Consider the following 23,273-nt stretch of genomic DNA (forward strand, 5'->3'; position numbering starts at 1 on the left):
CCGACCCGCCATGGAACCTCTGGGAGTTGCGGTGAGAACATGGCCCGACCACGTCATTTGGGATGAGATCAGTGCAGGCGACGCGAGGGGCGAACCCGATGCCGACGCATCCTCCCCCGGTTCCGTCGCCCCTCGCGGCTGATGACTGCACGGAGTCGTTCCGGGGCGGTGACCGCCTCGCTCGTTGCGGCGTGGTGCTGCGCCGTCCTGGTACCGGCATCGCTGGCCGTCTGGCGTTACCGACAGGCCCTTGCCGGCGGGATGGGCGACGATCTGGGCTTCTACCTTGATGCCGCGGGCCGTGTTCGCGCGGGTGAAGACCTCTACTCCTCGGCCTTCTACGTCTACTCCCCGCTCGTCGCGTGGATTCTGTCCCCGTTCACGCAGTCGTCCCACGTCCTGGCGTGGTGGACGTGCACGAGCATCGTCGCGTGCCTAGTCGCCGCCGCCGCGACCGTCGCCGTATGCTGGCGTGCCCTGCGCCCGTGGCAGCGCCCGACGCTAGCGCTCATCGCAGGCGTGACGATCCTGCTCGACCGGGGCGTGGCAATGGACCTCGCCGAGGGACAGACCGACACGATCGTCCTGGCGATCACAGCGATCGCTCTCCTCCTCGCCACTCTCCAGATGCCGCGATGGGCGGGCGGAGCCCTCGCGGGGGCCGCGATCATCAAGACCTGGCCGGCACTCTTCGTCCTCTGGTTCCTACGACAGGGGGCACCTCAGCGGAAGCGCGCAATCCTGGCGTGGTTCGGCACGGGTCTTGGGTTCGTCCTCCTCACGATGATCGTGTCGAAACCAGGAATCGTGGAGCGCTGGATCTCACGAACAATCGCGATGAGCGACCAGGACTTTGCCGTCTGGTCTGCATGGGGCGTCGGGCACGAACTCCTCACCCCGAGGGGGAATTTCGTCCCTCTCGCGAACAGCCCTACTGCTGCGACGCTCGTAGATCTGCTGCTGGGCGGCATCGTCCTCGGTCTTCTGGGCGTGACTCTCGTCCGGCCCGGGGACCCGGCATTCGCCCTCTGGAATGTCGTCGCAGCCAGTGTCCTGCTCATTCCCGTCGCGCACCAGCAGTACCACCTTCTGCTAACGCCGCTGGTTTGGCTCTGGTTCGCCCGTGCACTGCAGGGCGTCAATCCGTGGCGCAGCGTCCCTGTTGCGGTACTGATGGCGTTCCGTTGGGCAGCACCGATGCTGCTCGATCCGGTGCCCATCGACGACCGGTGGAAGTACCTGGCAATCATGCTGGCGTCGATCGCAACCCTCGCGGCATCGGTGCTTGTCAACGCACGCTCGCGCAACGTCACGACGTCACTCGCACGCGGTGATACTCGCTCGAGCCTGTCGGCAGCCGCACATAAGCAAGGTCACGGGGGACCGCACCAGGCATCAGGCGACGCTTCGTCCTAGATCACATCAGCGAAGGTGCGTTCCCACGACTGGAAGAAGATCGCCCCCACGTAAAAGAGCCCGACCGCCACGGCGGCGAACCCAGCGACCTGCCATCCGGGAGGTGCTGCAGCACCGAGCAGTGACCACCGAAACAGGCCTAGCATCCAAGTCAGCGGGTTCGCGTCAAACAGTGGACGGAGTTTAGCTGGGACCTCCGAGACTGCGTAAGCCACGGGCGACGCGTACAGCAGGATCTGGGTGATCCACGGGAGCATGTAGCCGATGTCCCGATATTTGACCTGTAGGGCCGACGCCACGAGGCCGAGCCCCGAAGCGAGCAGCAGCGTCAGGACAATCCATATGGGAAGCAGCACGACTGCCCAGCCCGGGTTGATCCCGTACAGGACAAGGAGAATGACTCCGAGAACGAGGCCGACGAAGAAGTCCAGCAGCACGGAAGCTGCGCTCGACAGCGGCACCAGCATGCGCGGGAAGAATACTTTCGACACCAGCGTCTGGTTGCTCACGAGCGACGGGGCGGCACGTCCGAGGACGTTGTTGAACAGGTTCCAGGCGAGCATCCCCATGTAGGAGAAGACGAAGTAGGGGATGCCATCCGAGCCGAGGTTCGCAACTTGTCCGAAGACGATCGAAAATATCCCGGCTGACGCGAGCGGTTGAAGAATGACCCACGCAATACCGATAGCTGTCTGCCGGTAGCGCAGCAGGATGTCACGCTGGGCGAACCGGTAGGCAACCTCTCGCGCCTCCCACAGCTCGGACCAGCGGGGCAGCGCGAAACGCCTGGGCGGCGTGATCACCGTAACCGCGTCGGGACCGCGGCGAACTCGTCTTGGGCTCGCCGAAGGGGCTCGACCGTGTCGGGCTCCGGTGCTGAGGCTCAGCTCCTCGTATCTCATGGTTTGCTCACCGGCCGGGCGTCGTAGGAGAAGTCCGACAGCACCACGCCCGAGGACAGTGCATCGTCACCGGCGATCTCTGGGTACGGCGAGACGGGCAGCACCTCGAAGACGGCCGCTGCCTCCCACGCGTCAAGGATGCCGGAACTGCACACGAACACGTCGACGGTGTAGCGGCCCGGCTTGAGCCACAGGTCCTTCACGGTGAGCGTCAGCGCCTGCGGCCGCGACGGATCGAGATTGATGCCGACGTTGCGCGAGTCGCACTGGATGACGACCACACCGTTGTCGTCGTTGACGTGGACGGACACGAAGTAGGTCCCGATCATGCCAGTGTTGGCGTCGAGCTCGATCTCGACGACCTTGTCCTCGGCAGGTTCGTAGCTCTCCTCGGACAGGCTGACGGCCCGGGCCCGCACCTCCCCCGTCCCAGGACGCCGATCTGGGTCAGACTGCTCTGCAGCGAACGTCGCGAAACTGCTCCGATAGCGTTCGAGGGCACCATCGACGGGCCCGTGGTACCCGATCCGCCCCCGTTCGAGGTAGATCGCGGACGTGCAGAGCGTCGTCACGGTCTGCATCTGGTGGCTCACGTACAGGACGGTCCGCCCGTCCTTCGCGACGTCACGCATCTTCGCAAGCGACTTGCGCTGGAACTCCGCATCGCCCACGGCAAGCACCTCGTCTATCGCGAGGATCTCCGTCTCGAGGTGGGCGGCAACGGCGAACGCGAGGCGCACGTACATCCCCGAGGAGTACCGCTTGACGGGCGTGTCGAGGAATCTCTCGACCTCAGAGAATTCGACGATGCTGTCGAACTGCTTCCGGATCTCCTTGCGTGACATCCCAAGGAGCGACCCGGACAGGAAGATGTTCTCCCTGCCGGTGAGCTCCGGGTGGAACCCGGTCCCGACCTCGAGCAGGCTCCCCATCCGGCCCCCAAGCTCGATCCGGCCGCGGGTCGGTGCCGTCACCCGCGTCAGGAGCTTGAGAAGCGTGGACTTGCCCGCACCGTTCCGCCCCACGATGCCCACGGCCTCGCCCCAGGGGACCTCGAACGACACGTCGTCTAGGGCCCGGAACTCCTCGTAGTGCGTCCGGCGAAGCGGGTGCAGAAGACGCTCACGGACCGCCTCCGCAATGGTGTTGGCCCGGTAACCACGCCGACCGACTCGGTACGACTTCCCGAGGTGCGACACGAGGACGGCGTAGCCACCTCCAGTCACGGCGAGCCCCCTCCAGCATGCGAGGGGCCCCCGTGATTGCGGGCAGACGGGAGACTCAGCACCACGCCATTATCGTGGGCCGAGGGGTCTCCCCGTGACGCCAACCCCGCTTTTCACCCCGTCCGGAGTGAAGTCATGACACTCGTGCCCGGAAGGGGCCTTGCAGTTCACTCTCGCGTGGAGTCTCCTGTCCTAAGGACGCGCGTCCGCGCGTTCACGTCCTGCTAGACGACACCGACGCGCGCTGGCAGATCGGAGCGAAGCCGTGGCTCAAGGCACCCTCAGCGATCCCGATCGCGTCAACCAGCCCGTGTGGTCGAGGGACGCAACGATCTTCCTCGGTCAGGACGCGTGGACCGACAAGGGAGAACGCAACGCCCTTCACGCGATCGCCGACGAGGTGCGCGACGGGCACGTCCTTGACATCGGCGTCGGTACCGGGCGGACGACCTGGCACCTGCACCTTCTCTCCCACCAGTACGTGGCAATCGACTACACACCGGAGATGGTCGAGCTGTGCCGTGCCTCCTACCCGGGCGTCGACGCGCGCACGGGTGACGTCCGCGATCTGTCCGACTTCGAAGACGGGTCGTTCGACCTCGTAGTGTTCAGCTGCAACGGGATCGACGCCCTCAGTCACGAGGATCGTGCCGTCGCGCTAGCCGAGATCCATCGCGTGCTGCGCCCGGGAGGCATCTTCTTCTTCTCCACGCTGAACCGGCTCGGACCGCTCTTCCACGAGACGCCACGTCAACATCTGACTCCTTCGGCTCGGACTCTCCACGGGCGAGCACGTTGGCTCGCGGACACCCCGAGGCGCCGGCGCCAGCTCCGAATGTGGACCCGCAACTGGGAACGCCTCACTCGACTTGAAGACGACCACCAATCATGGGCTGTCGCTCCGCTCTCGGCCCATGACTTCGGGCTCCTCACCCACTACATCACCCCGGACGGTGAGGCGGACGAGCTCGGTGCACACGATTTCTCGATCGAGCACATGTTCGCGCCCTCGGGCGTCGAGTTCTCAACGCAAGATCCGCCTGACTCACTCGCCCACTTTCACGTGGTCGCGCGCAGCAGCCGCTCAAGCACGTGACGAGACACCTCATCCTGACCCGACGTCACGCGAAGGGAATGATCGGCGTTCGCCAACGCGACGATCTCGAAATGGCCGGTCCGTTCGAGCGGGCGCCGAACCATGACGTCAAGGGGGCGGCCCACATCGAGCTGCGCGCTGTCATCGGCGCCTACCATGAGGGTCAGGTCGCAGTGCGACCTTCGAACGATCTGCCGTGGCACCCAGAGGGGCGATACCGGCGGGCAGATCGTGCCGAGTGCCTTGTAGAGGGAACGCGCTGTCCGACGGTGCCGGCGCGCCAGCCTTCGCAGAGGCCGAGGCATCCTCCGAAAGGACCGCCACTGCGACGGTGGGCCTGGTTCTGACCCGGGCTCAAGCAAGAGAAACGTGTTGATGGTGATGGCTTCTGTCAACTTGCCCTTGAGCGCAGCTTCGAGCACCGCGCTTCCTGAGGAACACAGGCCGATGCCGACGACACGCCGCGCGCCACCGCTGCGAATCAGTGTCACGATCCGATCCAGGTCGTCGAGCCAGTACAGAGAGTAGGTGGCCTCCTCGTCCTGACCCGGATGTGCGCCACTGTCGCCAACACCGCTGTGGTCGAACCTCAGGCACCGGAAGCCGTGCGCGGCCAGAGCACGCGCCAATGTGACCCACTGCCGCCCCTCTCCCAGGTGCCGCTCCTTCGCAACATTCGGAAAGACGACCCACGGGGCGCCGTCGGGCGCTGCCGCAGACTCCGACACGATCCCAAAGACATCAGCGCCAGTATCGAACACACGCGCGGACTCGAGGACCCTCGTCGGTGGTGAGGCCTGGGTCCCGAAGCGAGCACCGGACCAGTTGAGCCACGAGGCAGCCGCGGTCACGCGCGGCACGACCTCGACAAGCCCTTCCCCACCTCGTGAGTCCTCGAGGTGTCGCACGATCCACGAAACGCTTGCCGACGGGACGGCCGCGCTCAACGTGGGCACGTTGAGCAGCCCGGCTTGTCCATCTATGAGGACAGGGGCTTTGCCGCCAAGTGCTGCCCGCACCTTGTTCGGGATCGGCCGGTCGCTTCGCGCGAGCCACGTGACCGCGAGCGGTGCCCTGCTCTGGCCCGCATCGTGAAGACCGAGATCGCGGACGGCCTCCGCTGATTCCGGAGAGAACGCGTACGAGGGTGTCTCTATCCAACCTTCGGGTGACCGTTCGCGGCCTTCCAACCACGGACTATGCACGAGCCGCAGTTCTCGTAGAAAGGAATTCCCGGATTCACAGGGGTCCCAGAGCAGGAGTTCATCGACCTCGACGTCCTCAGTCGCGTGGAAGGCGATGTTCGCGCCCAACCGCATCCCCACGAGCGTGACCCGTCCAGCACAGATCGAACGGGTGTACTCGACCGCTTCGCGTACGCTGCCGATCCAAGCGTCGCGTCGCCCGGGGTCATTGAACTCCCCAGCCGAGTCGCCGGTTCCGTCGTAGTCGAAACGTAGAGCGAGCAACCCGACGCGCGCTAGCTCCTGGCTGAGCGTACGCATGGTGCGGTACGCCATGTTGCCTTCCTCGGCGAGAGGTTGGCACAGGACGACGGCGCCCCGGACAAGGTTGGAAGACGGTGCCGTAAGCCACCCGAAGAGGGGGCGATCCTCAGGACCGAACCAGGTCGCCGTCTCGACGACGTCTCCAGACCTGACCGACACAGAGCCGTTCTCGGTCATCGCCGTTCACCTAGTCCGCCGAGCAAGTCGTCCACGAGCACCCTTCCACCGAGCGTGGATGTCGCCTTCGCGCTCCTGCCGTCAGCGCCCACAACACGCACCATGACCCGGCGGTAGGTCAACGGCCCGAATCGATGGGCCCAGGCGAGGTCGCGGAATCCGTCGAAGAGGGCGTCGACGCCGACTTCCAGCGAACCGCGCGCCGGCACGATCACGTCGTGCTTCGCGACGTCGACGGGCTGCTCTCGCTCGGTGTAGAGCTCGACCTCGAGTGTGCCGTTCAGGTCGGATCCGGTGTCGTTGAAGAGGTGCGCGACGATCCCGTTGAGCCCTTCGTCGGAGATGGTCACGGCGACCGGCGCGAGCACCTGGCGCATGGCGTACCAGGGCGCCTTCGGACGCCCGTAGGCGTCGACGAGGCCCATCCCGGCGCCGGGGAGCAGGTCCCGGAAGTAGAAGACGAGCCCGCCTGACGACGTCGATCCCGCGCGTCGCCATTCGGCGAACACCTGCGCGTACAGGTGCGCGCACGCGGCCCGCCCGAGCTCGAGGTACCGCTCGGGGTCCGAGTAGCGGACGCCGAGCGGGTCGACGCCGAAGAGCTCACGCACGTAGTGGTCGCGCACGTCCTCGAAGTCCCAGGACGCGCCCGCGTCGCGGAACACGGCGGCCTTCCAGTCGGGCCGGTGCCCTGCGGCGGCCGGCCCACCGAACGCCTCATCCACGGTCTGCGGCTCGGGTGGGACGGCGAACGCGAGGCACTCGGCGGCGAACCGCGGAGCCGCGATCCGGGCGTCCGCCAGGGGGCGCAGGTAGGCGCCGACCCCGTAGTAGTGCGACACGCCGGTGTCCGGCCGGGTCGGGACGTCGCCACCCCACGGGGACGTCGGCAGATAGGGCACAGGCCCGACGGCGTCCGCGACCACGCGCGGGAGGCGTTCGGTGAGGAGCGGCAGTCCCGCGTCGAGGCTCACCCCGAAGTACGTCGCCTGTTGCGCGATCTCACTCCCCCCGCTGACGACGGCGAGCGAAGGGCGTCCGGCGAGCCGCCCGAGCTGCGCCCACACCTCCTCGACGAGCAGCGCCTCCCACGCGGCGTCGTCGGGCGGGTCGTAGAACGCGAGCATGCAGTCCTGCCAGACGAGGATGCCGAGCTCGTCGCACAGGTCGTGGAAGTCGTCCGACTCGTAGGTGGTGTCCCCGGACACGCGCAGCATGTTGAGGTTGCCGTCGACGACGAGCCGAAGCGTCGCCTCGAGCTCCGCCCGGTCCGGGTTGAGCGAGACCGGGTCGACGGGCGTCCAGCACGCGCCACGGACGAAGACCGGCACGTCGTTCACGACGAGCTGGAAGGAGCCGTCGGCGGTGTCGACGTCGACCGTGCGGAAGCCGACGCGCCCCAGCGGCAGCCGCGTACCGCCCGCATCGAGCGTCACGTCGTAGAGCGGCTGCTGACCGTGGGTGCGCGGCCACCAGCGTTCGACCGAGGGCACCGCCAGCTCGGCCGTGACCCGCCACGTGCCGGGCACGTCGCCGGGCTCGACGTGAGCAGCGCCGCGCTCCCCCGCGGCGGTGACCGTCCAGTCCGCCGCCGACGGCGCAGCGACGACCGCGTCGACGGTCACCACCCCGCCGCCACCCACGCAGCGCGCACCGAGCCGGACGTCCCGCACTCGGGTCGCGTCGTCGGGGACGAGACGCACCGGACGCCACGCCCCGACGGGCGCGGGCGTAGCAACCACGCCCTTGAGCCGACCCAGCAGCGTCGTGCGCACCCACCGAAGGTTGCGGTGCGCGAGCCTCGCCACGCGCCACCGCGCGCGCGGGCGCCGCCCGCCCAGCACAGCGTCGAGGGCTGTGAAACGGATCGCGACCTCGACCGGTCCCGGGCGCCCGGAGACCGGCACCCGCAACGGGACGAACATCGACTCCGACGTGGCGACGAGAGCGCCGTCGACCCAGACCTCGGCAAGCGTCGCGAGCCCGTCCATCTCGAGGGTCGCGTCCCCCGACGAACCGTCGACGCTCGCCCGGAGCCACCAGTCGGTCCCGTCCGGCGACTCGGGCACCGCCCGACCTGCCGACCGGTACGCGGACGCGACGGTGCCGGGCACCTGCGCGGGAACCCAGTCAAGACCCGCGCCGTCGAGGTCCGCGGGGGACACGAGCGAACCGGGCGCACACGGCGCATACTCCCAGGCCGCACCCGCGAGCAGGTCCACCCCGAGCGCGTCAGCTGTCGCGGTCTCACCGTCCATAGCGTTCGACCACCGTGGACGTCGCCGACTCCCAGGCGGCGGCCATCGCTGCGAACGACGGATCGACGTCGACGGAGCGCCCGCGCGCGAGACGCGCCAGCAGGAACTGCACCGACTTCGCGGCCTGGGCGAGCCCGAGCAGGTCGTCCGACGCGCGCCGCAGGTCGTCCACCGAGCCGGCCTCTCGCTCAGCGAGCCAGCCCAGGTACGACGAGCTGAGCTCGGCGCTGGCGCCGAGCTGCCGGACTGTCGCGAACGCGTACAGGTGGAACGCGTCGACGCCGTCGGCCCGAATGGCGTCGAGGTCCGTCCCGAGCCGCTCGTGCAGGCGCTCGACCGGGTTGGTGGTCGGGAGGTCGCGTAGGTGCCGCCGAAGCCGTTCGACGGAGCGGGCGTGCAGCTCCGCGTCGTCGAGCCGGTGCATCCCGTCGAGGCGGACCGTCTCGACGTACGGGGGCAGGGCGCCGACCTGGGCCGTGTCCCCGAGCCGGAACACCCCGTCGAAGTCCTCACCCTCGAGCTCGAAGTAGCTGGCGTTGTGGAAGTACCCGAGCCGCCGCGCCTCGGGGTCGACGAGGTTCGGGACGATCGTCGACTTCGTCCGGTCGATCCGGTACGAGACGCCGGCCGTGTCCGGCAGGTACCAGGAGTCGGCCTCCAGCGTGATGAGGCGGCCCGCGGCCAAGTGCTCCACGACGTGCTCGAGCAGCGGGCGCCACGGGTTCATCTCGAACACCCGAATCCCGTAGAGCTCGCGCAGGTCCTCGGGCTCGTACTTGAAGAACGTCCACTGGTCGGTCTCGAAGTCGGTGACGAGCGCGAACGACGCCGCCGCGAGCGGGTCGAGGCCGAGAGCGTGCAGCACCTCGATCCACACGTCGACGTAGCAGTTCGTCTCGCTCCAGACCCGCTCGGACACGTGGAGCGGGTGCCGCTCGTAACGGGACGCATCCAGCGGCAGCAGCTCCGTCGTCGCAAGCGAGGTCAGGGCCACAGAGCACCCCGCACGTCGGACGGCCAGCGCTCCGGATCGGTACCGTGCCGCCGCAACAGTGCCAGAGTGATCCGCTCGAGCCCGAACCCGATGCAGGCCGAGTGCGCCGGCTCACCGTCGGGCGTGCGGATGTCGAACGCGACCCCGAAGTGGTCCTCGTGACAGTTCGCCGAGGTGATCGCGGTCCGGACCTCGGACGAGCTCACGGGACACGTGATCTCGTACTTGAGGGTCGTCGCCCGCTGGTTCGCCGCGAGCATGCGCCCTGCACGCCCGAAGAACGGGTCGTTCGCGACCTCGGCCCGGACGTCGAGCCCCAGCCCGCCCAGGATCTCCAGACCGCGCTCGAGCCACGCATCGCGGTGCGCGACCGCCCCGTCGGGCTCCCCGACGAAGACGAACTCGTGCTGACGGAAGCTCTGCATCCGCACCGGGTCGGTGCTCGGCTCGTGCCGGAAGCAGTAGCCCTGCACCTCGTGCCGGACGCCGCCCACCGGCAACGCGCCCGTGAGCGTCGGGTAGAGCGGGTGGCAGGCCGCCGAGCACAGGGCGACCTCGGCGGGGTGGAAGAACCGAGCCCACTCCTCGCCGTCGGCCGCCGCCTGCAACAGGTCCGCATGGTCGCGGTCGCCGCCCGTGAAGACCTCGACCACGCCGAGCAGGTCGGGGAACGAACGCAGGTAGTCCGTTCGTTCGAGGAGCTCGCGCGGCATGATCGGTGCGAAGTACGACGTGGGGCCACCGGCCCCGTTCGACGCGCGCGACGCGAGGCCCTCGACACCACGCACGACAGCCTCGAAGGCGCCCGACCGGTGGTAGAGGCCGTCGACGCCCGTCGGCGTCAGGACGCCCGCCTCGACCAGCTCGGCCCGGAACGCCGCGCGCTCGGCCTCGACCGTCTCGCTCGCCGGCGCCATCAACGCTCCCGCTGGACCAGGAGGAGCTGGGCGTTGTTCGCGTTGATCCGGTCGTTGTTGACCATGAGCTGGGCGCCGTAGGCGTCGCGCAGCAGCCTGCCGAGCGTGAACGGCGAACGGTTCGCGTAGCCCGCCATGCCGCAGATCAGCAGGGCCTTCTGGATGACCTCGACGACGAGCGTCGACGCCGAAACCTTGAGCGAGTTCATGGCCGTGGCGTAGCCGATCGTCTGCCCGAGGTCCGGGTCGGCGTCCGCCGCGGCGAACCGGGCCCGCGCGCCGTGCACCAGGTCGTGGAGCTGCTGCAAGGTCACGGCGAGCTCGGCGAGCCGCATGCCGCTCGGGGGCATCTGGCCAGGCGTCTTGCGCGCCGCACCCTGGACGAACTTGCGTGCCCGACCGTCCGCCTCGCTCGCCATCCCGAGCCACAGGGACGACCACAGGATGTGGGACACCGGGAGCATGGTCTGGCTCGACATGTCGCCGTACGCCGTCGGGAACACCAGCCCGAAACCTCCCGTCGCCTCGAGGACGAAGCCCGAGCTGCATGTGCCTCGGAACCCGAGCGCGTCCCACGTCGTCGTGCGCTCGAGGGTGAACCGGCCCTTCTCGCACACCACGAGAACCTGGTCCGACGGCGCACTCTCCGGGGTTCGGCGTGCGGTCGCGAGGATCGCGTCCGCGTACTCGCCGTACGAGATGACGGGGGCCTGCTTGCGCAGATGGAACCCGTCGTCTCGCGCCTCGACCGCACACGTGCTGCTCCGCACGTCGCCGCCAATGCCTACCTCGGTCGTCGCCGACGCGAGCAGGAGCCCTTCCGCCGCGACCCGCTTTCGGAAGGTCGCCAACTCCTCGGATCCGCCGTGCCGAACCAAGCAGGCCACCTGGATCGTGTGCATCGCGAGGATCATCCCCGACGACGAGCACCAGCGGCCCAGCTCGGTGATCGCGTCAGCGACCTCGTCCAGCGACGCGCCGAGCCCGCCGTCCTCGACGCTGACGAGCGCTCGCAGCAGGCCGGCCTCCCGACAGGCGTCGATCGTTTCCGTCGGGAAACGGGACGACGCGTCCACGTCCTCCGCGTGCAGACCGGCGACCTCCTCGCCGATCCGGCGTGCGACCACAGCGAGGGTCTCGTCAGCCGCCGAACCCGTCATGTCTCAGTCCTCCACACCGAGACGCCGGAGCGCCTCCTCGATCGAGGCGATCGACTCGAACGTGCTCTTTCGCAGCATCTCGTCCGGGAACTCGACGTCGAACGCGTCCTCGAGGCCGAGCATCACGTTGACGCTCGCGTGCGAGGTGAGACCGGCCGTGTAGAGGTCGGCCGCACGGTCGAGGCCAGCGACATCGACAGGCAACTTGGCGTGATTGATGAGGACGTCTCGAATGACGCTGTCCATGACACCCTTTGTCTCGAGCGGAAGCTGCGCGCCCCGGACAGGACGCGGCAGCACGATCCTAGCCAGCAGGATCGGCGTTTCCCGAGGCCGGTGCCGGGTGGAAAACGGGTGGAATCCACTGTCACGCCGCGACTACGGCGGCGACCGCGAGGTCGACCGTGTGGCTGAGCGAGACGTCGAACTCCGTCAGGCCCGCCGCTTCGGCCAGTCTCTCGGCGCGACCGCTCAGGACGATCCGGCACCAGCCTGCAGGCATTCGGACGACTTCGATCTCGCGCCACCCCGGGACGACGGTGTCTGGCCGAAGCACCTTCAGCACCGCTTCCTTGGCGGCAAAGCGTGCCGCCAGGCGGGGCGCGCTCGTCGCTGCGTCCGCGCCCCATCCCCCGGAGGAGCGCACCTCGTGATCAGTGAAGAGCCGGCGTCGGTATGCGTCACCGTGCTGCTCGAGCGCCGCAATGACCTCGCTGACGGGTTGGGCGTCGATCCCGACACGCACCTCAAGCGTCCAGCGGGACGACACGCTCCGTGCGGATGCACGCCGCGCTGTGCCCCATCTGCACGAGCATCCGGGTCACGGCGTCCACGAACCCGGGGGGCCCGCACACGAAGCACTCGGGCACCAGTGCGGGGGGCCAACCGAAAAGCTCGAGGTCGAGGGCTCCCAGCCGGCCCGCGGCCGGACGCGGGGACCCCGGCGCCGCCTCGCGGGTCGTGACGGTCGCGAGCTCGAACGGTTTGGACCGTTCGAGTGCCGCGAGGTCCTCGGTGAAGAGCAAACCGGCGGACGAACGCACCGAGTGGACGAGCCGGACAGCACCCTGGCGCTCCGCACGAGCCCACGCCCGCAGGACGGACATCAACGGGACGAGCCCGGTGCCCCCGGCGACGAGGAACAGCGGTCGGTCACCTGTCTCGCCGGGAGCCCAGGTGAGACGCTCGCCCTTCGGCCCGTCGACGTGGACGCGCGTCCCGGGCGCCGCGCTCGCGAGGTCGTTCGCACGCGGAGCAGCGCCGTCGGCGGGGAGCTGGATCACCAGCTCGACCCGACAGGTCCGCGCATTCGGGTCCGTCAGCACGGCATCGGCGATGGAGTAGCTGCGCACCAGCGCGTCCGGCCCGGTGCCCCACCGGACGTCCACGTACTGCCCCGCCCGGTGCTCGGGCCAATCTGGGACTTCCAGGGCAACCTCCCGGACAGCGGGCGCGAGGTCGCGCACAGCAATCACTGTGGCCGGACGCACGCCCGCGCCAAGGGCCCCCGTTGGTTCGAGAGCCTGCACCTTGCTCCGGCTCATCGCACCCACCACCCTCGTCACCCGGGAATCACCAGTCCGCCTCTTTCCCAAAGGCTACTTGGTGCGCTCCCTCTGAAACGGACGCATCTCAAGCTTCACCCGGTTCGCTCGCGATCCCCGCAAGCATGGCTGACGCGCGTGTCCATGAAAACTGGGCAGCCTGCTGTCGCGACAATTCGCTCGTCCGCAGCCACAGGGCATCGTCGGAAGCAAGGGTAACGAGCGCTCTCGCCAACTCGTCGACCGAAGCGTTCTTGCATACAAGCCCGGCGTCGCCGACTGCTTCGACCATTCCCGCTGAATCTGAGCAGACGACCGGTGTTCCCATGGCGAGCGACTGGAGCGCGGCCGTTGGCAACCCTTCGGCCCAGAGCGACGGGAGGCAGGCAGCACCGGCCCCGTGCATCTTGGCGGCAAGGGCCCCTTCATCAAGCCAGCCCAGCCAACGCACCGACACCGACATGTGGGCAGCTCGTTCGCGAAGACGAGCCGAGTAGGCGGAATCGCCTGTGCCGCCACCGTAGTCCGCGCTTCCCGCCACTTCCACCACGACCGGCCGTTCGAGCTTCGCGGCCGCCTGCTCGGCTGCGTCGAGCACGAGATGCACACCCTTGTGCTCCGCCACGCGGCCGACGAACAAGACTACGAAGGCATCCTGTGGTGCGGTTCGCCTGGCATTCGTCACGAACGGAGCCCCCACACCGTTGTGCACGACCTCCAGCCGGTCAGTCAGCGCTCCTCCGGTGCGTCGTCGAACGTCTTCGCGGAGATGGTCGGCACAGAAGACGACGCGATCCGCAGCGCGGAGCAATCGGGAGAGCTCACGTCGGCGATACGTCCGTGACAGTGGGTTATGAACGTACAAGCACAACTCAGCATCTGGAAGAGCTTCGCGCCAGCGCGGGAGACTTGCTGACGCGTAGTGCCCTTCGTAGAGAAGCACGACATCAGCACCACGCTCCGCCACCGCTTCGATTGCCGGATCGTAGAGGCGGCCATAGTGCGGTCGAGGCCGGCCTATGCCACCGGCAACGACATCGACCCCCAGTTCACGTCGCGTGAACCACTGACGGGGGCAGGCGCGCGTGTAGTCGACGTAGACCTGACCGAGGCTTTCGACGGAGACACCGCGGTTGTCGCTCAGCACCGCGTACGACGTCCCGCCCAGGTCCTCACGGTAAGCGTCCCCGAGCCTCTGGACGACTGTCATGAGCGTGCTCGCCTGGGGCGAGAACGCCATCGGGACGTGAGCAACGACAGGCGGATCTTCGCCGTCTCGCACCGGGCCGCCTCCTTCTCGCGCCGCGTTCTGCACTCGCCGGGGACGCGATGCCCACCCTTCCACTGCTGGAAACCTACCGATGGGCCAGACATCGAACAACATGCCACCACAGACTCCCGGCTGGGTGATTTGCCGGAGCACGCGCCCCTGCGGATTCGCGGTGGTGGACAATCGCTCGCATGAAGGTGCTGCGCGTGTCCCACAGTGCCGTGGTCGACGCGTGGCGCGAGCGTGAGCGCGAGCTGCGCCGCCGCGGTGTCGAGGTGCGCCTCCTGTCGGCACGTGCGTGGGACGAGGCGGGACGGATGGTCCCGCTCGAGCCGCGCCCGGGCGAGGACATGGTGGGCGTCCGGACCTTCGGTTCCCACCCCGCCCTGTTCCTGTTCGACCCGGTGGCGCTGTGGCGCGAGCTGGGCCGCGACGTGGATGTCCTGGACCTCCACGAGGAGCCCTATGCGCTCGCGTCGCTGGAGGTCCTGGTCCTGCGCCGCCTCCGGCACCTGCTGACGGGTCGGCCCCGAGCTCTCGCCCCGTACGCGCTGTACTCGGCCCAGAACATCGAGAAGCGCTACCCGCCACCGTTCCGCTGGTTCGAGCGCGCGGTCCTGCGCCGCGCGGCGGCGTTGTCCGTGTGCAACGTCGCCGGCGAGATCGCCGTCCGCAAGGGATTCCGCGGCGGGGTGCACTGGATCCCTCTCGGCTTCGATCCTGCGATCTTCCACCCTGACGACGAGCAGTCGGAGCCCGGTCCGGGTTCCGACTGCCGGGTGCGCGTCGGCTACGCCGGCCGCCTGGTCGACTACAAGGGTGTCCGCGTCCTCCTCGACGCGATCGAGGCGTCCGACACCCTGCGCCTCGACCTCGTCGGTGACGGCCCCCTGCGCGACGAGGTCGCCACTCGTGCCGCTCGCTCGGACGGGCTCGTGACGCTCCACCCGGGCACGGATGCCGAGGAGCTCGCGGCGTTCTACCGCTCGGTGGACGTGCTGGCCGTCCCGTCACTGGAGACCCCGGGATGGGTCGAGCAGTTCGGCCGGGTCGTGGTCGAGGCCATGGCCTGCGGGACCCCGGTGGTGACGACGCCCACGGGCGCGCTGCCCGACGTCGTCGGCGACGCCGGGCTGCTGGTCCCGCCGAACGACGTCCCCGCCTTGCGCGAGGCGCTCGAGCGGGTGGGCGAGGACCCCGCGTTGGCGGCACGGCTCCGGGCCGCGGGGATCCAACGCGCCGCTGGCTGCACCTGGGCGTCCGTCGCAGACGACTACGAGGCGATGTACGAGTCGATGACCGGCAGCAGTACACGGCGGGTCGCTCTGCCCGCAGATGGCGCCGCGCCTGCGCGCGACGTCGAGGTCGTCGTCGTCGCGTATCACCGCCCCGACCTGCTCGCGCAGGCGCTGGCCCCCGTGGCCGGCCGGCTCCCGGTGACCGTCGTCGACAACTCGTCGTCGCCCGAGGTGAAGTCCGTCGCCGTGGCCGCTGGCGCCCGCTACCTGGACCCGGGCCGCAACGGCGGCTTCGCGGCAGGCGTCAACCATGCCCTCGCCGACCGGCTCGTCCCGGCTGCCGACGTGCTCCTGCTCAACCCCGACGCCGTCGTCGACCCCGCCGACGTCGGGCGGCTGTCTTACGCTCTCGCCACCGACCCGCGCCTCGCCAGCGTCGGCCCCTCCCAGGTCGACGACGACGGCGCCCCCGCCCGCGTCGCCTGGCCGTTCCCGACCCCGGGCGGGGCCTGGCTCGAAGCCGTCGGGCTCGGGCGCCTACGCACGCGGGAGGACTTCGTCATCGGCTCCGTGCTGCTCCTGCGCGCCGAGGCGCTCGACGACGTCGGCACGTTCGACGAGACGTTCTTCCTCTACGCCGAGGAGACCGACTGGGCACGGCGAGCCGTCGCCCGCGGATGGCGCCACGCCGTCGTCCCCGACGCCGTCGCGAGGCACACCGGTGGCGCGACGAGCTCCGACGAGGCACGGCGTGAGCGCACGTTCCACGCCTCTCAAGAGCGCTACTACCGCAAGCACTTCGGAGCCCTCGGCTGGCAGGCTGCGCGGAGTGCGGCGCTCGCGGGGTCGGCCGTGCGCGGCGTTGTTCTGCCGGGCGAACGCGGCGCGGCGGCCCGCCGCCGGGCGGCGCTCTACGTGCGGGGTCCCGTCACCACCTACGAGTCCATGGACGGCTGCGCATGACGGCGAGCGCACGTGCCAAGGCCTGGTTCACCGGCACGTTCGCAGCGATCGCCATCCTCGCCGTGCTCGCCGCGATCGGCGTCGCGATCCCCCGGAACGGCCTGTACGCGATCGTTGGGGCGCTGGCCCTCCTTGTCGTCGGAGCGACCGTCTACCAGCCGGTCGCTCTACCCGTGCTCGCGATGCCGGCGCTCGTGATCGTCCAGCGCGTCGGCGGCGACAGCACCAACCTGTCCTTCAGCGACGTCGCACTGTTCGGTGCGTTCTGGGCCGCGCTCCTGCTCGGACCACGGCCTTGGTCGCGCCCGCTGCGGTGGTTGCTCTGGCTGTCGGCCGTCTACCAGGTGGCGACGCTCTTCACAGTGATCGCGAACCCGTACCGGGCAAACACGATCGAGTGGTTCCACGCTTGGCTCTCGATCGCGGGTGCGCTCGTGGTGGGCTGGGCCGTCGGCAGGTCCGGGTTCGCCCGGACCGGGATCATCCTCTACCTGATCCCGTGCTTCCTGATCGCGGTGCTGACCTGCGGGGTCGCCCTCGGCCAGCTCGCCCGCGGTGACACGGAGCCTGTATTCCTCGACTGGCCGTTCTACATGCACAAGAACTTCATCGGGGACGTGCTCGGTATCGCCGCGCTCGTCCTCTACGCCCGTCCGCCGTGGCTCGCGCTCCCTCGCTGGTTCACGTTCGGTGGGTTCTGGTTGTGCGTCGCCGCGATCGCGGGCTCGCAGTCACGCCAGGCCGTCGTCGGGCTGGGTGTGGCCGTGCTCGTCGTCGCGCTCCGCCGTGGCCAGGACGTCCGCCACACGAAGCTTGTGCTGCTCGCAGTGATCCCCGCCGGGATTCTCGTGTTTCAGGCCTTCCAGGACCAGCTCGCCTCCGGGAACCAGTTCAACTCCGCCTACCAGCGACTGACCTGGTTCCAGCAGTCACTGGTCGTGTGGAACCAGAACCAGTGGTTCGGAGCCGGCCTGCGCTGGTGGTACACCGACCGCACGGGCTTCAACTTCCAGCCGCCCCAGGCGGAGCTCGAAGTGCTGTCCTCGGCAGGCACGATCGGTCTCATCGGCTTCATCATCCTCATGGTGGGCACGCTCGTCGTCCTTTGGCGCGTGGCGCCGCAGTACGGCACCCTCGCCTTCACAGTCGTGCTCTCCCGGCTCGTGCAGGGCCAGCTCGACCTCTTCTGGGTCTCGATCCAGACGTCGGTGCCCTTTGTCATCGCCGGCGTGTGCCTTGGGGCACTCGCCCGCTCGGAAGCCGAAAAGACCGCGCGCGGACCTGACGAAGCAACGGTCTCCCCCGCTCTGCCTCGAGGACAGCGAGTGCCCGTATGAAGGTCCTCCACGTGGTCGACTCTGATCGATTCGCAGGCGTCGAACGGCACGTGGCCCGGCTCGCGCGGGGCCAAGCGGCTGCCGGGTACCGCGTCGTCGTGCTCGGCGGCGCCGCTGCGCCAGTGTCGCTCGAGGCCGGCCCCGACGTCCGCCACGCCACGGCCGTCGGCCTCCTCCAGACCTCCTCCCAGGTCCGGCGGTACGCCGACGGCGCCGACGTCGTCCACGTCCACATGACGGCCGCCGAGGTTGCCACCGCCCTCGCTCGCGTGGGGACACGGCACCGTCCGCCGGTCGTCAGCACCCGCCACTTCGCGCTCCGCCGTGGCAGCGGCCCGCTCGGGCCGGTGGTCGCCCGCGTCGCGGGCGCGGTGGTCGACCACCAGATCGCGATCAGCGAGTTCACCGCCGACGCGGTCGAGGGGCCGTCGACGGTGGTGCTGGCGGGGGTCGACCGCCAGCCGGACGCACAAGCTGCTTCCGACCGGGAACGGCGCGTCCTCCTCGTGCAGCGGCTCGAGGAGGAGAAGCGGGCCGACCTCGGGATCGAGGCCTTCGCGCGCTCCGGCCTTGCAACGCAGGGGTGGTCGCTCCACGTCGTCGGGGAGGGCGCGCTCCGCCCCGATCTCGAGTCACTCGCTGAGCGGCTGCTGCCCACCGGGGTCGTCCGCTTCACGGGCCGCGTCGACGACGTGCCCCGCGTGATGCGCGACGCCGCGCTCATGATCGCCCCCACACCCGGCGAGCACTTCGGACTGTCCGTCCTCGAGGCGATGTCCGCCGGGCTCCCTGTGGTGGCGGACGGCTCCGGCGGCCATCTCGAGACTCTCGGCCGGGTTTCCGGCGCGGCGCTCTACCATTCGCTCGACGCCGACGACGCCGCGCGCCTCCTGCGTGCGCTCGCCGGGAATGCCGGTGCCCGGGACGCCTACGCACAGGCCGAGCAGGCCCGCCAGCGAGCCGACTTCACGCTCGATGCACAGGTGGCCGCGACCGATGCGGTCTACCGTTCAGTGTTGTGAGCGCGCGCCCCGTCCCGCCCGGTGTCCCCACCGGCGAGCCCGAGTCCCTCGTCGTCGTCTCGCTCGAGCCGTGGGACGAGGTGTGGCGCCGCAATCAGTACCTCGTGACGGAACTGATGCGGGCCGACCCGGCACTCCGGGTGCTGTTCGTCGAGCCGCCGTCCGATCTGACCTACGCTGCGCTGCGCCGGACGACTCCCCGCCCCGGACGGGGACTGCGCCCGGGCCCCGACCTCGACGGCGTCGGGCCGAGCCGCCTGTGGCTCTACGAGCCCACCAAGACGTTGCCCCGGCGCGTCGCGCCCCACTACGACGAGCACCGCGCGAGCCGCATCCTGCGTGCGGCCCGCCATGCGGGTCTCGTCCGGCCGACGCTCTGGATCAACGACGCGGGCGTGGCGCCGCTGCTCGACGCCGGACTCCCCGTCCTGTACGACGTGACGGACGACTGGCTCGCCGCCGACCGCCCGCCCGCGGAACGCGAACGGTTGCGCCGTGACGAGTCGGCGATGCTGTCCCGCGCCGGATCCGTGACGGTGTGCTCGCCGGCGCTCGCCGCATCGAAGGGGGCCGAGCGCCCCGCGGGCGCGTCGCCGGTGACGCTCGTGACCAACGGGGTCGACGTCGAGCGCTACCGCACACCAGCGCCCAGGCCTCACGACCTGCCGCCGGGTCGGACCGCCGTGTACGTCGGCACGCTCCACTCCGACCGGCTCGACGTCGACCTGTGCGTCACGACGAGCGAGGCCATGGACGGCGACGGCACGCTCGTGCTCGTCGGTCCGGTCGCGCTCGGTCCCGACGACGTCCGTCGGCTCCACGAGGCCGGGGTCGTCCTGCTGGGCCCCCGCCCGCGCGACGCCGTACCCGCCTACCTGCAGCACGCCGACCTGCTCGTGGTGCCGCACGTGGTCGACGCGTTCACGGACAGCCTCGACCCCATCAAGCTCTACGAGTACCTCGCCGTCGGGCGACCGGTCGTCTCGACGCCGGTGGCCGGGTTCCGCGACGCGGGACGGACGGTGGACGTCGCGAAAGGCGACGGCTTCGCTGATGCCGTCGTCGCGGTCGTCCAGGCTCCGCGTGTCGCGAGCGTCGCCGCACCGGACGATCTGCCCACGTGGGACCGGCAGTCCGCGCTGTTCCGCACCGCGCTCGACGATGCGCGGTCCGCGACGAACGGGCCCGGGGCTGCAGGCTCTTAGCGGCGGCGCGCGGCGGCACGACGCCAGGTCGCGGTGACGGCCTCCGCGGTCCGCTCCACCGAGAAGCGTTCGATCGCCCCCGCGAACGCTGCCTCGGCCCGCCGCCGTCGCCCGGCGGGGTCGTCGAGGACGCCGACGAGCGCGTCCGCGAGTGCCTCGCTGTCGCTGGGGGGGACGAGCACACCCAGAGGACCGGCGCCGCCGCCCCGGAGGATCTCGGGGACTCCCCCGGCGTCGGTCGCGATCACCGGCACCCCGCGCACCATCCCCTCGACGACGACCTGCCCGAACGGCTCGGGCACGGGCGACGCGTGGACGAGGACCGTGAGCCCGTCGAGGACGCCCGCGACGTCGTCGACGTGGCCGGTGACCTCGACAGCGTCACCGAGGCCGCGGCGGGCGATCTCAGACTCCACCTCGGCCGCGTAGTCCTCGCCGCCGAACAGGGGCGCACCCACGAGCCGGAACCGGGTCCCTGGGTGCGTGGAGAGCACCGCGCGTGCGGCCGCCACGAGCTCGAGCTGGCCCTTGGTCGGGCTGATCCGGCCCACGAGCCCGACGACCGCCGGGCTCGGGTCGACATGCGCACGTGCGCCGTCGGGCCGCACCTGCTCGGGGGCGAAGCCGGGGTACGCGACGACGGCGTCGGGCCGCCCGAGCGTGGCCGCCGTGGCCTCGGAGTTGGCGACGACGGCGCGAGGCACCCGCCTGGCGAGCCACCGGAACACGCGGGCCACGCGGGGCGGCAGGTAGTCGTCGGCGATCCGGTCGTGGACGTGCCACACCACCGGTGCCCGGGCCAACCCGGCCGCGACGGAGCCGAGGACGTCCGCCTTGAGCGACTGCGTGTGCACCAGGTCCGGGCGCAGCGCCCGGAGGCGCCGTGCGAGCCTGAGCACGAACGGCACCGCCGACCACGCCGACCGGAGGCTCGCCCACACGCCGAGCGCTTCTCGGGACCGCCCGCGCACACCCTCCCCGAGCGCCACCACCTCGACGTCGGTCCCCTGGTCGCGCAGGCGTCCGACGAGCGGGCCGTCCGCGAACACGATCACCTTGACCCGGACCTCGTCCGGGTCGAGCGCGGCGCACAGCCTCGCGAGCGCGAGCTCACCACCACCCAGGTCGGCGGCGTGGTCGAGGACGACGGCCCGGAGCCGCTTGTCGGTCCGCGGGGACCGGCTCACCGTGCGCCGGGAGTGGCGTCCGGACGCTCCGCCGTCGTCTCCTCGACGACGGCGACAGCCCCGGTCCGAGGCCGGTTCTGCACCGGGCTCCAGGCGGGCTGGATACGCGGCCGGCCCTGCCGGAGCGACGGCGCGGCGGTCCGGACCGCGCCGGTCGTCACCGGAACCGTGCGCACAGGAAGCGCCGTCGTGGCCGCGGCATGAACCGGGGAAGGCGTGTTCGCGGAGGTCGCCGGGCGGGCTGCGGCCGGGGGCTGAGCCGACGTCTCGCGCTGCGGAACAGCGCTCCTGCGTTCGGCCCGGGTCTTGCCACCTCCACCTGGACTCGACTCGGGCGCACTCTGCTCACGAGTCGACGACTCGGGCGTGGTGTCCGCCGCGGCCGAGTCGCCGTACGTGGACGCGTACGCCATCCGACGGCTGCCGGTGATGCCCTCGACGGCAAGCCCGGAGAGGTGGACGTTGTTGACGCGAAGACGTTTGACGGCCTCGGCGAGCACCAGCTGGTCGGTCTTCCCGACGCTCGCAACGAGCACGGCCCCGTCCGCGTAGCTGCCGAGGATGGTGGCGTCGGCAGCCGCGAGGACCGGGGGCGCGTCGATCACGAGCACTTCGGCCTGCTCCCGGAGCGAGGCGACGAGATCGCGGGCCTGCGAGGTCGCGAGGAAGTCCGCCGGGTCCAACGGCTGGTCGGGAACCGGGTACAGGGAGAGATTCGGCACCTGCGTCGGCCTCAACGACCGCGGGTCGCCCTCCCAACCTTCGGGCGCCGGAAGGATCTCGTCGAGCTCCGGTCGGCGCATGTCGCCCGACAGAGCAATGGTGCGGCGGCCCGAGAGCGCCCACGACGCCGCGAGGTTCGCTGCGATGAACGACCGAGGTGCGCTCGGGTCGGCGGCTGTGACCACCACCGCGATCTTGTCGCTGTGCTGCGCGGACACCTGGACGGCGGTCCTCAGCTCGCGGATGGATTCGGTGTAGGGGGTCGCGGCGCGACTCGCTACGGGGAGCCGCCCCTGGTGGCGCGAGTCCTTCAGGGCGCGCTTCACCCCGTCGACCTCCGCCAGGACCGGTGCGTCGGCGATCTCCGCCGCCTGGGCCACCGTGCGGAGCCGGAAGTCGACGCCGCGGCGCGCGAACGCCAGCCCGACGCCCGCGGCGAGTCCGGCGAGGAACGAGATGGCGAGGACGCTGCCTCGTCCCAGCCCGAGGGGGACGCCTGCCGTCGCGGCCCTGGAGACTTGACCGGGGGGGTTGAGAGAACCGTAGGCAGACCACGTCCTCGTCAATGAGTTCAGGGTGTCCGTCCCCGACGACTGCAGCGCCTTCGCCTTGGGGTCGCTGCGGCTCTTGCGCAACGTCGCCTGGGCGTCGGTCACCTGCTTGCTCGCCGCGTCCATCTGCTTCTCGATCTTTGCGGCCTGCTGGTCTACCACGGTCGGCAAGTAAGCCACGTAGGCCTTGGCGAAGGCGTTCGCCAAGGCGCCCGCGCGGACGGGCCCGGCATCGTCGGCCTGGATGGTCATGACGAGGGTGTCAGCGTCATAGCTCGCCGAGACCCGCGACGCGAGCGACTGCGGATCCGCACCTCCCCCGAGCTCCTCTGCTGCCGCTTCAGCCACGGGAAGCGAGGTGACGAGCGTCGGGTCCGTGTTCGCCGTCACCGCCGACGACCCCTGGTCACCGCCGCCGCTCTGCACCGAGTTGAGCTGGACGGTCGCGGTGGCCTGGTACGTGGTGACCTGCCGGTTGAGGTAGAACACGGCGGCAACCATGACGATCACGACGGCAGCCAGCACGTACCATTTGCCGTCCCACACCGTGCGCAGGAACTCGCGGACCGTCACGCGCAG

The 23,273-nt window shown here is 70.0% G+C and carries 19 protein-coding genes; 6 read left to right on the forward strand and 13 right to left on the reverse strand.

The genetic code is table 11. The features are described 5' to 3' along the window. Positions 1 to 168: 168 nt before the first annotated feature. On the forward strand, positions 169 to 1,416 hold the full coding sequence (locus KDY119_RS13875; RefSeq protein ID WP_036947035.1) for a glycosyltransferase family 87 protein: 1,248 nt from the start codon (positions 169 to 171) through the stop codon (positions 1,414 to 1,416). Here the strand turns inward: KDY119_RS13875 and KDY119_RS13880 are convergent. Both KDY119_RS13880 and KDY119_RS13885 read right to left on the reverse strand, forming a co-directional pair. Further along, positions 1,413 to 2,219 carry an ABC transporter permease gene (locus KDY119_RS13880; protein ID WP_051136238.1) on the reverse strand — a complete coding sequence of 269 codons (807 nt, stop codon included), beginning with the start codon at positions 2,217 to 2,219 and terminating at the stop codon, positions 1,413 to 1,415. The genes KDY119_RS13875 and KDY119_RS13880 overlap by 4 nt on opposite strands. Before the next feature lie 95 nt (positions 2,220 to 2,314). Next, positions 2,315 to 3,544: an ABC transporter ATP-binding protein gene (locus KDY119_RS13885; RefSeq protein WP_083890621.1), complete on the reverse strand. Its 1,230-nt coding sequence runs from the start codon at positions 3,542 to 3,544 to the stop codon at positions 2,315 to 2,317. Positions 3,545 to 3,809: 265 nt separating this feature from the next. On the opposite strand from KDY119_RS13885, the gene KDY119_RS13890 reads away from it, so the two are divergent. Further along, positions 3,810 to 4,640 carry a class I SAM-dependent methyltransferase gene (locus KDY119_RS13890; protein WP_051136239.1) on the forward strand — a complete coding sequence of 277 codons (831 nt, stop codon included), beginning with the start codon at positions 3,810 to 3,812 and terminating at the stop codon, positions 4,638 to 4,640. Here the strand turns inward: KDY119_RS13890 and KDY119_RS13895 are convergent. From KDY119_RS13895 to KDY119_RS13935, 9 genes are all read right to left on the reverse strand, one after another. Further along, positions 4,604 to 6,325: an alpha/beta hydrolase family protein gene (locus KDY119_RS13895; RefSeq protein ID WP_036947038.1), complete on the reverse strand. Its 1,722-nt coding sequence runs from the start codon at positions 6,323 to 6,325 to the stop codon at positions 4,604 to 4,606. The two genes, KDY119_RS13890 and KDY119_RS13895, sit on opposite strands and share 37 nt — an antisense overlap. Next, positions 6,322 to 8,583: a glycosyl hydrolase 2 galactose-binding domain-containing protein gene (locus tag KDY119_RS13900; RefSeq protein ID WP_051136240.1), complete on the reverse strand. Its 2,262-nt coding sequence runs from the start codon at positions 8,581 to 8,583 to the stop codon at positions 6,322 to 6,324. Before KDY119_RS13900 ends, KDY119_RS13895 begins: the two co-directional genes overlap by 4 nt. Continuing rightward, on the reverse strand, positions 8,573 to 9,577 hold the full coding sequence (locus tag KDY119_RS13905; RefSeq protein WP_051136241.1) for a DUF1839 family protein: 1,005 nt from the start codon (positions 9,575 to 9,577) through the stop codon (positions 8,573 to 8,575). Before KDY119_RS13905 ends, KDY119_RS13900 begins: the two co-directional genes overlap by 11 nt. Further along, positions 9,568 to 10,494, reverse strand: a complete 927-nt coding sequence (locus KDY119_RS13910) for an amino acid--[acyl-carrier-protein] ligase (RefSeq protein ID WP_036947041.1) — start codon at positions 10,492 to 10,494, stop codon at positions 9,568 to 9,570. Before KDY119_RS13910 ends, KDY119_RS13905 begins: the two co-directional genes overlap by 10 nt. Further along, on the reverse strand, positions 10,494 to 11,654 hold the full coding sequence (locus KDY119_RS13915) for an acyl-CoA dehydrogenase family protein (protein WP_036947044.1): 1,161 nt from the start codon (positions 11,652 to 11,654) through the stop codon (positions 10,494 to 10,496). The genes KDY119_RS13910 and KDY119_RS13915 overlap by 1 nt, the downstream gene beginning before the upstream one ends. A gap of 3 nt (positions 11,655 to 11,657) precedes the next feature. Next, positions 11,658 to 11,900: an acyl carrier protein gene (locus tag KDY119_RS13920; RefSeq protein WP_036947047.1), complete on the reverse strand. Its 243-nt coding sequence runs from the start codon at positions 11,898 to 11,900 to the stop codon at positions 11,658 to 11,660. Between the two features lie 121 nt (positions 11,901 to 12,021). Next, on the reverse strand, positions 12,022 to 12,423 hold the full coding sequence (locus tag KDY119_RS13925) for a holo-ACP synthase (protein WP_036947050.1): 402 nt from the start codon (positions 12,421 to 12,423) through the stop codon (positions 12,022 to 12,024). Next, entirely contained in the window at positions 12,401 to 13,120 is a 720-nt protein-coding gene (locus KDY119_RS13930; RefSeq protein ID WP_194174237.1) for a ferredoxin--NADP reductase, read from the reverse strand. The genes KDY119_RS13925 and KDY119_RS13930 overlap by 23 nt, the downstream gene beginning before the upstream one ends. Before the next feature lie 166 nt (positions 13,121 to 13,286). Continuing rightward, positions 13,287 to 14,408: a glycosyltransferase family 4 protein gene (locus KDY119_RS13935; protein WP_194174239.1), complete on the reverse strand. Its 1,122-nt coding sequence runs from the start codon at positions 14,406 to 14,408 to the stop codon at positions 13,287 to 13,289. 251 nt (positions 14,409 to 14,659) lie between these two features. Here KDY119_RS13935 and KDY119_RS13940 point away from each other — a divergent pair, with 251 nt between their 5' ends. Genes KDY119_RS13940 through KDY119_RS13955 form a run of 4 tightly spaced genes read left to right on the forward strand, consistent with a single transcriptional unit; the run spans position 14,660 to position 20,233 of the window. Further along, positions 14,660 to 16,669: a glycosyltransferase gene (locus tag KDY119_RS13940; protein ID WP_036947055.1), complete on the forward strand. Its 2,010-nt coding sequence runs from the start codon at positions 14,660 to 14,662 to the stop codon at positions 16,667 to 16,669. Beyond that, positions 16,666 to 18,006 (forward strand): O-antigen ligase family protein, encoded by a 1,341-nt coding sequence (locus KDY119_RS13945; protein WP_051136244.1) that lies wholly within the window; start codon positions 16,666 to 16,668, stop codon positions 18,004 to 18,006. The genes KDY119_RS13940 and KDY119_RS13945 overlap by 4 nt, the downstream gene beginning before the upstream one ends. Continuing rightward, complete coding sequence (locus KDY119_RS13950) at positions 18,003 to 19,028, forward strand: glycosyltransferase family 4 protein (protein WP_036947058.1); 1,026 nt, start codon at positions 18,003 to 18,005, stop codon at positions 19,026 to 19,028. The genes KDY119_RS13945 and KDY119_RS13950 overlap by 4 nt, the downstream gene beginning before the upstream one ends. Continuing rightward, a complete protein-coding gene (locus KDY119_RS13955) occupies positions 19,025 to 20,233 on the forward strand; it encodes a glycosyltransferase (protein ID WP_227994351.1) in 1,209 nt (402 codons plus the stop codon). Before KDY119_RS13950 ends, KDY119_RS13955 begins: the two co-directional genes overlap by 4 nt. Here KDY119_RS13955 and KDY119_RS13960 read toward each other — a convergent pair. Together KDY119_RS13960 and KDY119_RS13965 are read right to left on the reverse strand one after the other, a co-directional pair. Continuing rightward, positions 20,230 to 21,420, reverse strand: coding sequence for a glycosyltransferase family 4 protein (locus KDY119_RS13960; protein ID WP_051136245.1), 1,191 nt, complete (start codon positions 21,418 to 21,420; stop codon positions 20,230 to 20,232). The two genes, KDY119_RS13955 and KDY119_RS13960, sit on opposite strands and share 4 nt — an antisense overlap. Next, positions 21,417 to 23,267 (reverse strand): polysaccharide biosynthesis tyrosine autokinase, encoded by a 1,851-nt coding sequence (locus tag KDY119_RS13965; RefSeq protein WP_036947061.1) that lies wholly within the window; start codon positions 23,265 to 23,267, stop codon positions 21,417 to 21,419. The genes KDY119_RS13960 and KDY119_RS13965 overlap by 4 nt, the downstream gene beginning before the upstream one ends. Between the last annotated feature and the right edge of the window lie 6 nt (positions 23,268 to 23,273).

Origin of the sequence: Luteimicrobium xylanilyticum (assembly GCF_009429125.1) — a bacterium.
Classification (GTDB): domain Bacteria; phylum Actinomycetota; class Actinomycetes; order Actinomycetales; family Cellulomonadaceae; genus Luteimicrobium; species Luteimicrobium xylanilyticum.